Consider the following 12514-nt stretch of genomic DNA (forward strand, 5'->3'; position numbering starts at 1 on the left):
CCCATGAAACGCCCATGCCAGTCTGCCTGATTACCCAGCCCATCCACCCGATCGGTGCGGAGCGCCTGCGCGCCGCGGGCTTCGAAGTGCGCCCGGGCCAAGCCGGTGACGAAGCCGCTCGCATCCGTGAAGTCGCCGGCGCCGACGCTGTGATCGTGCGCGAAGGTCTGACCGCCGCGATGATCGAGGCCGCACCGCGGCTCGCGGTCATCAGCAATCATGGCACTGGCACCGACAAGATCGCGGTCGCACATGCGCATGAGCTGGGCATCCCGGTGGTGTCCACGCCCGACGCCAATATCGGCGCCGTGGCCGAACACACGCTGATGCTGATGCTCGCGGTCGCGCGCCGGGCGCCGCTGGCCGACGCAGCCACGCGGCAGTCAGACTGGCGCTACCGATACGCGGCACCGATGCTCTCGCTCCATGGCAAGACCCTCGGCGTGATCGGCTTCGGCCGCACGGGGCGCCTGGTCTGCGACATGGCGCGCGCGGGGCTCGGCATGCGCGTGCTGGTGTGGTCGCCCAGCGCGCCGACGTGCGAGGTCGAAGCGCACGGCGCGACGCGGGTATCGGCGCTGCCCGAACTGCTGGCGGCCTCCGACGTTGTCTCCCTGCACCGTCCGCTGCGTGCCGACACGCGCCACACGCTCGATGCGAAGGCGCTGCGCAACATGAAGCCGCGCGCCATCGTCATCAATACATCGCGCGGCGGGCTGATCGACGAAGACGCGCTGGCCGCGGCGCTAAAGGAAGGCAGGCTCTTCGGCGCCGGACTGGACGTCTTCGCGCAGGAGCCGCTCTCCGCGGCGTCCCCGCTGGCCGGGCTCGACAACGTCGTGCTGAGCCCGCACCTTGCCGGCTCCACCGAGGAGGCGCTACATGCCACGGCACTCCAATGCGCCGAACAGATAATCGACGTGTTCGCGGGGCGGCAACCGAAACACCTTCTCGACGCGCGCGTGTGGTTGCGCAGGCGCGCTCCCGTTATCACGCCATCCAAGGAAGTCCAGTCATGAATCCCCCCGTTTGCAAGCTGACGCAGGGCACCATTCCCCTGGTAGTCTCCATTCCCCACGGCGGCGAACTGTTGCCCGACGCGTTCGCCGCGCAAATGCAAGACGTGGCGCGCGTGCGTGCCGATACCGACTGGCATCTGGGGCGTCTCTACGCGTTCGCGACAACGCTGGGCGCCTCCGTCGTGGCAGCCAACTACTCGCGCTACGTGATCGACGTGAACCGCCCCGCCAACGGCGAAAGCCTCTATCCGGGCCAGAACACCACGGCGCTTTGCCCACGCGACACATTCCTGGGCGAGCCGCTGTATCCCGATTCCGAGGCCCCGTTCTCCGCCGAGGTCGCGGACCGTATCCGCGATTACTGGGATCCGTATCACAGCACGCTGGCCGCCGAGATCGCGCGCCTGCGCCAAGTGCACGGGCACGTGCTGTTGTGGGAAGCGCACTCGATCGACAGCGTGCTGCCCCGCCTGTTCGCGGGCCGCTTGCCTGATCTGAACATCGGCACCAACAGCGGTGCCAGTTGCGCGCCGGCGCTGCGCGAGGCCGTCATCGCCGCCGCGTCGGCCAGTCCTTTCTCGTGGGTCGCCGACGATCGTTTCAGAGGCGGGCATATCACGCGGCACTACGGCCAGCCGCAGCGGGGGGTGCACGCGGTGCAACTCGAAATGGCGCAGGCCATCTACATGGATGAAGCGGCACCGTTCGGCTACCGTGAAGACCTGGCCGCGAAGCTGTGGCCAACACTGCGCGACATGGTGGGTGGCGCGCTCGCGGCAATGGCAACGCTGCGGCCCTTCGCGGCCGACGCACAGGCTTGAATCAGGCTTGACACCTCGCTCGCGCCCGACGGTCGGCGTGGATCCGCCGCCCGATGGCGCGCTTCTTGCGTCGTCACGGGCTCCTCTTGCCGTTACCGCGCTTGTGCCTTGGCGCCCCCTTGTATGTCAGCCGTTAGCAGGCCTCCCGCCATACCCCTGAACCTTCGCCAGATCGAAGTCTTCCACGCGATCATGGTCACCGGCTCGCTGAGCGAGGCCGGGCGCATGTTGTGCGTGTCACAGCCGGCAATCAGCCGGGTGCTGGCAACCGCGGAAAGCCGCCTGCGGTTCCTGCTGTTCGAACGGGTCAAGGGACGGCTGCAGCCCACGCCGGAGGCGCGCCGGCTGTTCGAGGAAGTCGAGGTTATCCTCAAGGGCGTCGCCCAGTTCAATGCGGTGRCCAGCAGCCTGGGCGAACAGAAGGAAGGCACGCTGTCGATTGTCTCTAGTCCGAGCTACAGCGAATGGCTGATGCCGCGCGCCATCCAGCGCTTCCGGCTGCGGCATCCCGCCGTCCGTGTCCACTACCGGCCCATGCCGTTCGACGCCTTGCTGCCGTTCGTGGTGCAGGGGCACGCAGACCTCTGCATTGCATCGATGGCGCCGCCGGACGGCGCGAATCTCCGGACCCGGGAAATCGGCGAGGGGCGGATCCTGTGCGCGCTGCCCAGGGGACACGCGCTAGCGGCGCTGGACGTTGTGACAACCGGCGACTTGCGCGGTCAGACCTTCATCGGCTATGGCGCAGACACCCCTTTCGGCCAGCTCTCTTCGCATTTCCTGTCGTCGGACCAGGGGCCACTCACGCCGGACATCGAGATTCGCTCGACACCCGAAGCCATGGCGCTGGTGCGCCAGGGTGTCGGGGTGGCCTTGGTGGAGTCGTTCGGATACACGCCATCCGCATCGGACGACGTCATGCTCAAGCCGATCAGCCCGGCGCTCAGTCACAAGATCTACCTGATCCATTCGCGGCAGAGCCCGATGTCGGCCCTTGCCAAAGGCTTTCTTGCCACGCTCGTGCACCTGCTGGACGCCGCACCGCGTGGGGATGCGCAGCGCCCGGCGATGTTCGCCTGAGCGGCGGTTGGCGGCGCGGTGGCGCGCATGCCACAGACCACCACCGCGCCCCATCACATATTGCCCAGGCCCCATAACAAGGGGCTATGAGGCGGCTGCGAACCGGGGCTGCTCCCAACGCATTTTTTCTTTTCAAATCAATGCGTTGGGCGTGCGAGACGGTGCCGATGGACACACCGCCGGCGCGCGGGGCGCGGCATTTCAAGGGCGGTATCGCGTCCCTATACTCGACACTACCCCATCGCACCAGAGGCTCCGCTACATGTCCAGCATCATCACCGTCGCCGCCGCCCAGCTCGGGCCCATCCAGAAGTCAGAAGGACGCGAGATCGCGGTCGCGCGGATGGTCCAACTGCTCGAACGCGCCTATCGGCGCGGCGCACAGGTCGTCGTGTTCCCCGAACTCGCGCTGACCACGTTCTTTCCACGCTGGTACCACGAGGACCTCGACGAGGCCGACCGTTGGTTCGAGGCGGCGCTGCCCTCGCCGGAGTCGGCGCCGCTGTTCGAGGCAATCCGCCGCTTTGGCCTGACGGTTTACCTGGGCTACGCCGAGATCGCTTATGAACCCGATGAAGCCGGTGTCATGCGCAAGCGCCGGTTCAACACCTCGGTGATCATCGCACCGTCGGGCGAGGTGATCCTCAAGTACCGGAAAGTCCATCTGCCCGGCCATGCAGAGTACGCGCCGGCGCGCAAGGTACAGCACCTCGAGAAGCGCTATTTCGAAGTCGGCAATCTCGGCTTTCCGGTGGTCCGGGCGCCGGTCGGCGAGGCCGAGGGCGTGAACATGGGCATGATGATCTGCAACGACCGCCGCTGGCCAGAGGCCTGGCGCGTGCTCGGGCTGCAGCAGGTCGAGCTCGTCATGCTGGGCTACAACACGCCAAGCATGAACATGGAGAATCGCGGCTTCGAGGCTCATCACCTGCGCGTGTTCCACTCCCAGCTGTCGATTCAGGCGGGCTGCTATCAGAACGCGTGTTTCGCGGTTGCCGTCGCGAAGGCCGGGACCGAGGACGGCCACGAAATGTTCGGCCATTCGATCATCGTCAATCCCCAAGGCGAAATCATGGCGCAGGCCACCAGTTGGGACGACGAGCTCATCGTGGCCGACTGCAACCTGGACCTGTGCAAACTGGGCCGGTCCACCGTCTTCAACTTCGGTTTGCATCGTCGCGTCGAGGCGTATTCGCGCATCACTGACCAGGTCGGCAGCGTGGCTCCGCCGACCTGGCCGGCGCGCTGATCCCGTTTCCTGTCTTTCTCCGACCACCCACGGGCCTTCTCCATGCAGCCAACCGAAACCCTGGATATCCATCCGGCACGACCACGACCCGCGCACGCGATCCGGCACGAGATGCTGGGTGACATGCGCGTCCCCGATTTCGCCGACGTCAAGTTCGCGGCCCTGGACATCGCGCCCCATGTCGTTCGCACTCCGTTGCTGCGTTCGCCGGCACTCGACGCCATTGCCGGCGCGCCGGTCTGGCTCAAGGGCGAGAACCTGCAGGTCACGGGCTCGTTCAAGGCACGCGGCGCCTTCCATGCCCTGCTATCGCTGCGCGGCGGCCAGCGCGCGAAAGGCGTGATCGCCTATTCCACCGGCAATCACGGACAGGCGATCGCCTGGGCCGCGCGCCAGCTCGGTGTGGCGGCGACCATCGTGATGCCGATCGATGCGCCACGCAACAAGGTCGAGCGCGCGCTGGCCCAGGGTGCGCGCGTCGTTCACTACGACCGCCTCCACGAGAGCCGCGAGGCGATCGGGATGCGGCTGCTCGGCGAAACCGGCGGCACGCTGATTCCGCCGGGCGACCATCCTGCGGTGCTTGCCGCCCAGGGCACGGTGGCCCTCGAGGCGTTGCAGGACCTGCCCGAGGCCGCGCTCGACAACCTCGGCCTGTTCGCCGCGCCCTGCGGCGGCGGCGGGTTGATGGCCGGTTGCGGCCTGGTTGTCGACGCGTTGAATCCAAGCACGCGGCTGATCGCGGCCGAGCCCGCTGGTTTCGACGACACGGTGCGCTCACTGCGCAGCGGCCTCAGGGAAATCAATGCGGCGGGCGCCACAACGCTCTGCGACGCGTTGCAGGCCACCACGCCAGCCGAACTGCCCTTCGAGATCAACAAGCGCTTTCTCGATGGCGCGGTGGCAGTCACGGATGCGCAGGTCCGCGCCGCCATTCGCTTCGCGCTCGAGGAGCTTCGGTTGCTGGTCGAGCCCGGCGGAGCCGTCGCGCTGGCGGCCTTGCTCGCCGGCGTGATCGATCTCGAAGGCCGCGACGGCGTCATCGTCCTGTCTGGCGGCAACATCGATCTGCCCTTGCTTCAAAACATGCTGCAGCCCACTGCAGCCGCCGTGCACGGTACCTGAGACAGCCGTGTCACCGGCCCTGCGCGCATTGGCGCGAGCCGGCCTTGATGCCAACTTGCCTACCACGAAAGGAACACCACCATGTCTCTCCTCCGCCATTTCGACCGGCTACTCAGACGGATGTCACTGACGGCCGCTGCCATGCTGCTCACGGCGAACGCCTTCGCAGCCTATCCCGAGCGCCCCATCACACTGATCGTCCCGTTCAATGCAGGCACGACGCCCGACATCGTCTCGCGCTTGCTGGCCGATGCGGTCGGCCATGATATCGGGCAGCAGATCGTGGTCCTCAACCGCGCGGGCGCGTCCGGCATCATCGGCACGCAGGCTGTGATCAACGCGCCGGCCGACGGCTACACCATCGGCTTCGCGAACGCCGGCACATTGGCCATCAACCAGTCCCTGTACAAGAAGCTGCCCTACGACGCTGACAAGCAACTGGCGCCCGTAGCCCTGACCGGTTTCGTGCAGAACGTGCTGGCGGTGCGCAAGGACCTCGGCGTGAAATCGGTCTCCGAACTGATCACGCTGGCCAGGAGCGCGCCGGGCAAGCTCTCGGTCGGCTCGGGCGGCAACGGCACCACGGGCCATCTGAGCGCCGAGATGTTCAAGGCGATGGCGGGTGTGTCCATTACACATATTCCATACAAGGGCGGTCCTGAAGCGGATCTGGCGCTGATGCGCGGCGAAGTGGATCTGGTCTTCGAGAACATCACGTCGATCTCGCCATATCTGAAGAACGGCAGCGTCGTGCCGCTCGCCGTCACCGGTGCACGCCGCGACAGCCGCCTGCCGAAGCTGCCGACCATGGCGGAGACGGGGTTGAAGGAGTATCAGGCGGTGGCATGGACCGGCTATGTCGCGCCCGCCGCGACCGACCCGCAGATCCTCGACTTTCTCAACAAGGCCTTCAACAAGGCGGCCAACTCGGACGCCATGAAAGCGCGGCTGGCCGACATGGCGTACGAGGTYACCACGGGGCCGCGCGGCGCGTTCTTCGATCTTGCCCGCAAGGAGCGGCCGGTCTGGGCCGCAGTGATCAAGAGTTCCGGCGCGGCAATCGACTGAGGCGCACGGAACATGGCGCAATTCGACATACTGATTCGCGGCGGCACCGTGATCGACGGCACCGGCGCACCGCGCAGGCTCGCCGACATCGGGGTCGACGGATCGCGTATCACGGCGCTGGGCGCGCTAGCGTCCGACTCCGCGGGGGTGGTGATCGATGCGCGGGACCGCATCGTCGCCCCCGGCTTCATCGACTCGCATACGCACGACGACCGCTATCTGACGCTCGATCCGCTGATGCCGGCCAAGCTCAGCCAGGGCGTTACCACGGTCGTGACCGGCAATTGCGGGATCAGCCTGGCACCCTGGCGTGCGCCCCCGGGACAGACCGTTCCGCCGCCGCTTGACCTGCTCGGCGACGACCCGGCCCTCTTTCGTTACCCCGCGTTCGGCGACTATCTCGCCGAGCTGGCGCAGCATCCCGCTGCCGTCAACGCGGCCTGCCTGGTCGGCCATACGACGCTGCGGGCCGCGGTGATGGACCGGCTGGACCGGGCGGCGACGGACGCGGAAATCGCGGCGATGCAGGCATTGCTGCGCGGCGCCATGGAGAGCGGCGCCATCGGGCTCTCGACCGGGGCCGCCTATCCTGCCGCGATGTCCGCCACGACTGGCGAAATGGCCGCCGTGGCGGCGGTCATGCGCGGCTACGGCGGTGTCTACGCCAGCCATATCCGCGATGAGGGCGATAGGATCCACGAGGCGCTCGACGAAGCGTTCGAGGTCGGCGCGGCGGGCGGCGCGCCAGTCGTGGTCTCGCATCACAAGCTGATCGGCCCAAAAAACCACGGACGCTCGGTCGACACGCTGGAGCACATCGCTAGTGCGGCGCAGCGTCAGCCGATCGGACTCGACTGCTATCCATACAACGCTGGTTCCACAATTTTGCGAAAGGACCGGCTCGCGGTGTCGAGCCGCGTCATCGTAACGCGCTCGGTCCCGCATCCCGAGTTCGCCGGACAGGACCTCGACGTCATTGCGGCAACGATGGGCCTCTCGCCCGAGGACGCCGTCGACGCGTTGCAGCCGGCAGGCGCGATCTACTTCCTGATGGACGAGCAGGACGTGCAGCGCATCCTCGCCTATCCCGAAACCATGATCGGCTCCGACGGGTTGCCCCACGACGCCGCGCCGCATCCGCGTCTCTGGGGCACGTTTGCGCGCGTGCTGGGGCACTACTGCCGGGACGTCGGGCTTTTCCCGCTGGAGCAGGCCGTGCACAAGATGACGGGCTTGACGGCCCGCTACTTCAGGCTACCGGGGCGAGGTATATTGTCGCCCGGCAACTTCGCGGACATCACCATCTTCGATGCCGCCGGCGTGGCCGACATGGCGACTTTCGCGCTGCCAGTCGCGCGCGCGAAAGGCATCGAAACGGTGATCGTCAACGGCATCGTCGCGTGGAGCGGCGGCGAGAGCACAGCTGCCCGTGCCGGGGCGGTGATCCGCCGCAGGGATACCTACCGTGCTTAGCCCGTGCATCGGCAACAGGCATGGCGCTATCGGGAGGCGCCCTTCTACTTATTCGCTGGATACTTCAATCATGCAATCCATCTTCCACCTGGCATTCAACGTCACCAACCTCGCGACGGCGCGCGCCTTCTATGGCGACGTCCTCGGCTGCCGCGAGGGCCGCAGCACCGAGACTTGGGTCGACTTCGACTTCTTCGGGCACCAGATCTCGTTGCATCTGGGTACACCCTTCAAGACCGAACTCAGCGGGCACGTCGGCGACAAGCTGGTCCCGATGCCGCATTTCGGCATCATCCTCGGCTTGCAGGACTGGCAGGCTCTCGCCGATCGCCTCACGCACGCCGGGACTGCGTTTGTGCTCCCTCCCCAAGCGCGTTTCGCCGGCGAGCCGGGCGAGCAGTGGACCATGTTCTTCCTAGATCCATTCGGCAACCCTATCGAGATCAAGGGCTTCAGTAACAGTGAGGCGATCTACGCGCAGTGAGCGACAACGTCGCGATCCCTCGAAAAGCTAAAACTCGTCCACCTTGACCTGGCGCTTGCCCAGTTCCTGACGCACCTACGTGACAACGTGGGCCTCCCCCTCGGTGTTTAGCTCCCCCTGTGGCGCCGCGGGTGCTTGCTATGCGACCTCGAACTCGGACCCGCTTGGGCGCCATCACTCAGGCCCGCGCCCAGTCACATCGAGCTCTTGTCTCGCTCGCCAACACTGGGTGCAGATCAATCGGACGCTCTCGAGGGTCGGCCAAGATTCGCAATTATGCTCTGCAGAGCATAGTTGCGAATCTTGGCGTGACCTGTGGTAGGCTCGTCGTTCTTCATGGTGCGTACTTGAAGCGGATGTGCTCAATTACGCTGAGCTTGGCCGGTTCGGATCGAAGGTCAAGACCTGTATTGGGACCGCACCGGCCGGTTCCCCCTGCCGGCGACGCTGGCTCAGCGTAGCTTCACGCTGGCTGAACTGAACGCCTGGCTCGATGGCATCGTTTCGGTGACCGCTCGCCTGGCGCATCGCATTGCCGCGTTCTTCAGGACGTCAGGCCTCTGGCGCGGAGCCAATTCAGCCACGCTTGATCTTCGATCTCGTACGACCCTCGCGACTCTTTCCATACGATCTCGCGCTCACGAAGGGCGTCAATCGCATTTTGAACCGTCCCAGCGCTGACGCTCACATGATCCGGCACAAGGGCCTTGTACGCGGAAATGGCGCTCTCTCCGAAGGGAGAGAATTGACCATCCTTGCCAGCCATGACACGCACTACCGCCTGCTGAAGTGGCGACAATGATGTGAAGTCGTTTTCGACGTCATGCCACAAGCGCTCCTGGACGAGCGTCGCGTCATCCTTGAGCCGGGTACTGAGGTTTGGCGATTCGTTCGCCAGTGCGATCGAGCCAATCAGGTGGCGCAGCAACTCCGGGCGATGCCCGACCATCACGAAGGCTTCGTAGACGGCCTCCGGCTCAAACTGGTTGCCTGCGGCGAGCGCCCGGTTCACGCTCTTGGTAAATTCGTCGGTAAAGTTTCTATCGAGCAGCGGGAACGGCGTCACCTGGGAGCCGTAGAATGGCATGCGTGAATTCATGACCAGGTGCGCGAGTTTGTCCCGGCTTGAGCCGGTGAAGACCAGCATGAGGTCCGGGGCCTTGCCCGAAACGTTCATCGCGTCGCGCGCCGCCTTCAGGCCGAACATTGCCTCCACGCCCTTCTCCGTGGTCAGAGCATGCTGCGCTTCATCAACGATCAAGAGAACCGGTTGCTTGGCGGCCTTGCGCAGCGCCTCAAGGGTCTGCGTGAGCGTGACGCCCGCAGGCAATCCCGTGGCGGTGAGGTCTAACCCAAGGGTGCCCATGACGGTGACCTTGGTGAGGCCGACGGCCTTTGCGGCTTTGCCCACGACACCGGCGTGATCGGCAATTTTGTGCTTGATGGCGTCGGCGATCAGCTCGCCCGGGTCGTGCGCCTTGTTCGACCATAAGTCGACATACACGGTGATCCAGCCGCGCTGCTCGGCGGCTGGCGTAAGGTCCTCGCGCAGGAACGTGGATTTCCCTACCCGACGCGGCGCCGCGAGGAACAGGCCCGAGCGGGCATCCTGGATTCCCTCACCGGCCAAGGCTGCGCAGAAGCTTGCCGCCAACGCGGGGCGGCGAAAGGTGTAACGTTCGGAGGCGGCGGACGGCTCGGACATGCATCTTCCTGGTGCGATTATCAGCATTTATCCTATCTGAATAATTTATCATTTGCAAATAAATAATGATAAATGCCTGATGAGGCATATGCACTCGGGGAGCGGGGCGTCTTGGCGCCTCCCAGGAATACCCACTTACGCGGCCAGCAGATTACGAAACGCGTTTTGCCGCCGGCATAGCATAGTAATCCGCTGGCCGAGGGGCGCACCTAGCCCAGGCGCCGGATGGAAGGATGGCGCCGACGCCCAAGGCTCGGATTGCAATTTGGAGGTATTGCGCCATGGCGAACTTGCACCGTATAGCAGGAGGTAATTGGCAGTGAGGCTACACGAGGATGTCTCGGGACGGTGCCACGCCGTTGCGGGATTGACACAATCCGGTTCGCCGCGGCGGGGCGGATCGCGCGTTGCGTGACACCGCATGGCGTTGCTGAAGAGAATGTCCCGAAAATCGATCTTGGCTTTACCGAGCGGCCACTACTGGGCCACGCCCCACGCGCCCTTCCCGCTGGACGGTCCCAACGGCCATGAGGAGGTTTTTCCCGGCGCCCAATGCGGCAGCGACGGCAAATGGGTCACCTTCTATAAGGAAGGGGAAGAAGTATGGGCGTGCAATGCCGTGTATGCCGCCGCGCATTTCGACTTTGCACCGGTTCCAACCCCCCGCTCGCCGACGGACAACTGAGGGTTGGACGGTTCCCCAAGCCGTGGGGTACGTTTCGCACCCTACAAACAGTCGAGTCCATTTTTCGGCGACTGATGGTTATGTTAAATTAAAATACCCATGATTAGCCCGCTCCAGCATCAGAGGATTTTCCGTGAGGATCAATGGCTATCAATTAGATTTCGCTGTGGCATCGATTAGCTAGCCAGAAATTGGCGCAGCGCTGTCCGCTCTGCACACTACTGCCGCCAGAATTCGCATGAACCGTTTATCCCGGTTGGTGACTCTAGGGCCTCGGCCTGGCCCTTCCCCGTCTCCTGACGCGCCTCGTGGCCGGCGCTCGGCGTCCAGCCGCGTTATTCAACGGAGGCAGTCATGCTAACGCTTACGGGACGACAGGTCAGGTCCTAGGCCGCCGGCAAAGAGCAGAAGTTTGATGACGGCGAGCTCGTCAGAGCGATAGCGAACTTTTCGGCCACGTTTCATTCCGCGCCCTCTGTATCCCCATCCTTCCCGGTGCGCCGCGACTCCAGCTCTCGCCGCGTTTTGGCTAGTTCCTTAGCTAGCAGTTTTTCATCGGGCAGCACAGTCTGGTACTCGGCAGCTAGCACCTTATTGGGCAGACCTTCCAATGCATAGTGGGCCTCTGATGCACCTTTTTCGGCGCAAAGGATCAATCCCACCGGTGGGTTCTCTCCAGGCTTCATCCAGTGTTCGCGCGCATAATTAAGATACAGGTGCATCTGCCCTGCGTCGGCGTAGCTGAACTTGCCTACCTTGAGGTCGATCACCAATAGGCACTTGAGTTGACGGTGAAAGAAAAGGAGATCGACGTGAAACCAACTGTCGTCAATTCGCAGCCGACGCTGGCGTCCGATGAAGGCAAAGTCATCGCCCAGTTCAAGCAGGAAGTCAGCCAGATGTCGGATCAATGCCTCTTCGAGGTCGGATTCGGAATATTCGTCTTTTAGATCGAGAAACTCCAGGACGAATGGGTCTTTGATGGCCTCCTCGGGCGTGATCGCATCACCAGCTTCGGCCAGCTCACCTTTTTCCAGCATGCTAGCCTTGTTGCGCGACAGGGCGGTACGTTCGTAGAACTGGCTGCTGATTTGCCGATCAAGTTGCCGTACCGACCAGCCTCCATGCAAGATTTCGGTTTCATAGAAATGGCGCGCTTGCTCATTTTTAACCGACAACAGACGCACATAGGCCGACCAAGGCAAGGGAAAGGCTTTGGCAAGGGCAGGCAGGTCAACCGCATTGCACCGCAGTGACTCCGAAAGCACGGTACCCACTGAAATCGCAGACAGCGTCTGCGACTTTCGAGCGCGGGGCAATTTCGCAGACGCTGTCTGCGAAATCCGCTCAAGGGGCCACTCTTGGTAAAACGAACGCATCTGCTCCAAGTTACGCTCGGAAAATCCCCGCCCAAATCGGATAGAAGTCGGCAGACAGCCGCTTGAGCAGAGCTTGTCCATAGGCTGCTCGATCTTGCCCGCCTTGCTCGAACTCGACGATACGCCGACCGATTTCCCAGTAGGTTGCCGTCATCAGTGCATTGATACTGCGCGCGGCGACGAGACGGGCGCTCTCGAGCAAGACGACGATGTCGCCGTGGATGCCGCTGTAGGCGGGACTGGAGGATACGAGGTCGGTCATGCCTCGACCTCGTTCAGAAGCCCCTCGATTTTGCCTGCCAGGCGCATCACCTGTAATAGCCTAGACTAAATCTGACAGTGGTTGGTTATCCATGCCGCCGCACATCGGTGCGAAGGGCGTAGCCCAGAGTGCCAGTGTGCGGCGGAATCCACAAGGAGTCCGCC

Annotated in this window: 10 protein-coding genes and 1 pseudogene; 9 read left to right on the forward strand and 2 right to left on the reverse strand. The window is 64.1% G+C overall.

From position 1 onward, the window contains the following. The first annotated feature begins 14 nt into the window (after window positions 1-14). The 8 genes from AC1DN0_RS24510 to AC1DN0_RS24545 all read left to right on the forward strand — a co-directional run bounded on the left by AC1DN0_RS24510 (window position 15) and on the right by AC1DN0_RS24545 (window position 8319). A complete protein-coding gene (locus tag AC1DN0_RS24510; RefSeq protein ID WP_441632899.1) occupies window positions 15-1019 on the forward strand; it encodes a hydroxyacid dehydrogenase in 1005 nt (334 codons plus the stop codon). Then, window positions 1016-1840 carry an N-formylglutamate deformylase gene (hutG, locus tag AC1DN0_RS24515; protein WP_441632901.1) on the forward strand — a complete coding sequence of 275 codons (825 nt, stop codon included), beginning with the start codon at window positions 1016-1018 and terminating at the stop codon, window positions 1838-1840. Before AC1DN0_RS24510 ends, hutG begins: the two co-directional genes overlap by 4 nt. Before the next feature lie 123 nt (window positions 1841-1963). Next, the gene (locus AC1DN0_RS24520; protein WP_477146075.1) at window positions 1964-2920 is read left to right on the forward strand and encodes a LysR substrate-binding domain-containing protein; all 957 of its coding nucleotides are present in this window, start codon (window positions 1964-1966) and stop codon (window positions 2918-2920) included. Window positions 2921-3182: 262 nt separating this feature from the next. Next, window positions 3183-4169, forward strand: a complete 987-nt coding sequence (locus tag AC1DN0_RS24525; protein ID WP_477111820.1) for an N-carbamoyl-D-amino-acid hydrolase — start codon at window positions 3183-3185, stop codon at window positions 4167-4169. A 42-nt stretch (window positions 4170-4211) separates the two neighbouring features. Continuing rightward, on the forward strand, window positions 4212-5294 hold the full coding sequence (locus tag AC1DN0_RS24530) for a threonine ammonia-lyase (protein ID WP_477111819.1): 1083 nt from the start codon (window positions 4212-4214) through the stop codon (window positions 5292-5294). An 81-nt stretch (window positions 5295-5375) separates the two neighbouring features. Beyond that, the gene (locus AC1DN0_RS24535) at window positions 5376-6362 is read left to right on the forward strand and encodes a Bug family tripartite tricarboxylate transporter substrate binding protein (RefSeq protein WP_441632909.1); all 987 of its coding nucleotides are present in this window, start codon (window positions 5376-5378) and stop codon (window positions 6360-6362) included. Between the two features lie 12 nt (window positions 6363-6374). After that, window positions 6375-7835, forward strand: a complete 1461-nt coding sequence (locus AC1DN0_RS24540; RefSeq protein WP_441632911.1) for an N-acyl-D-amino-acid deacylase family protein — start codon at window positions 6375-6377, stop codon at window positions 7833-7835. 70 nt (window positions 7836-7905) lie between these two features. After that, on the forward strand, window positions 7906-8319 hold the full coding sequence (locus AC1DN0_RS24545; RefSeq protein ID WP_441632913.1) for a VOC family protein: 414 nt from the start codon (window positions 7906-7908) through the stop codon (window positions 8317-8319). 544 nt (window positions 8320-8863) lie between these two features. Here AC1DN0_RS24545 and AC1DN0_RS24550 read toward each other — a convergent pair. Then, entirely contained in the window at window positions 8864-10024 is a 1161-nt protein-coding gene (locus tag AC1DN0_RS24550) for a hypothetical protein (protein WP_441632915.1), read from the reverse strand. Between the two features lie 421 nt (window positions 10025-10445). On the opposite strand from AC1DN0_RS24550, the gene AC1DN0_RS24555 reads away from it, so the two are divergent. Further along, entirely contained in the window at window positions 10446-10709 is a 264-nt protein-coding gene (locus AC1DN0_RS24555) for a hypothetical protein (protein ID WP_441632917.1), read from the forward strand. A 461-nt stretch (window positions 10710-11170) separates the two neighbouring features. On the opposite strand, the pseudogene AC1DN0_RS24560 reads toward AC1DN0_RS24555, so the two are convergent. Further along, window positions 11171-12350 (reverse strand): annotated as a pseudogene (locus AC1DN0_RS24560) (PDDEXK nuclease domain-containing protein). Window positions 12351-12514: the final 164 nt, after the last annotated feature.

It is taken from the genome of Cupriavidus sp. 05N39 (assembly GCF_056397325.1).

Excerpts from the sequence above, each read along its gene's own strand:
- AC1DN0_RS24550 (WP_441632915.1), bottom strand. The coding sequence starts at position 10,024 with ATGTCCGAGCCGTCCGCCGCCTCCGAACGTTACACCTTTCGCCGCCCC.
- AC1DN0_RS24545 (WP_441632913.1), top strand. The coding sequence starts at position 7,906 with ATGCAATCCATCTTCCACCTGGCATTCAACGTCACCAACCTCGCGACG.
- AC1DN0_RS24510 (WP_441632899.1), top strand. The coding sequence starts at position 15 with ATGCCAGTCTGCCTGATTACCCAGCCCATCCACCCGATCGGTGCGGAG.
- AC1DN0_RS24525 (WP_477111820.1), top strand. The coding sequence starts at position 3,183 with ATGTCCAGCATCATCACCGTCGCCGCCGCCCAGCTCGGGCCCATCCAG.
- hutG (WP_441632901.1), top strand. The coding sequence starts at position 1,016 with ATGAATCCCCCCGTTTGCAAGCTGACGCAGGGCACCATTCCCCTGGTA.
- AC1DN0_RS24555 (WP_441632917.1), top strand. The coding sequence starts at position 10,446 with ATGGCGTTGCTGAAGAGAATGTCCCGAAAATCGATCTTGGCTTTACCG.
- AC1DN0_RS24540 (WP_441632911.1), top strand. The coding sequence starts at position 6,375 with ATGGCGCAATTCGACATACTGATTCGCGGCGGCACCGTGATCGACGGC.
- AC1DN0_RS24530 (WP_477111819.1), top strand. The coding sequence starts at position 4,212 with ATGCAGCCAACCGAAACCCTGGATATCCATCCGGCACGACCACGACCC.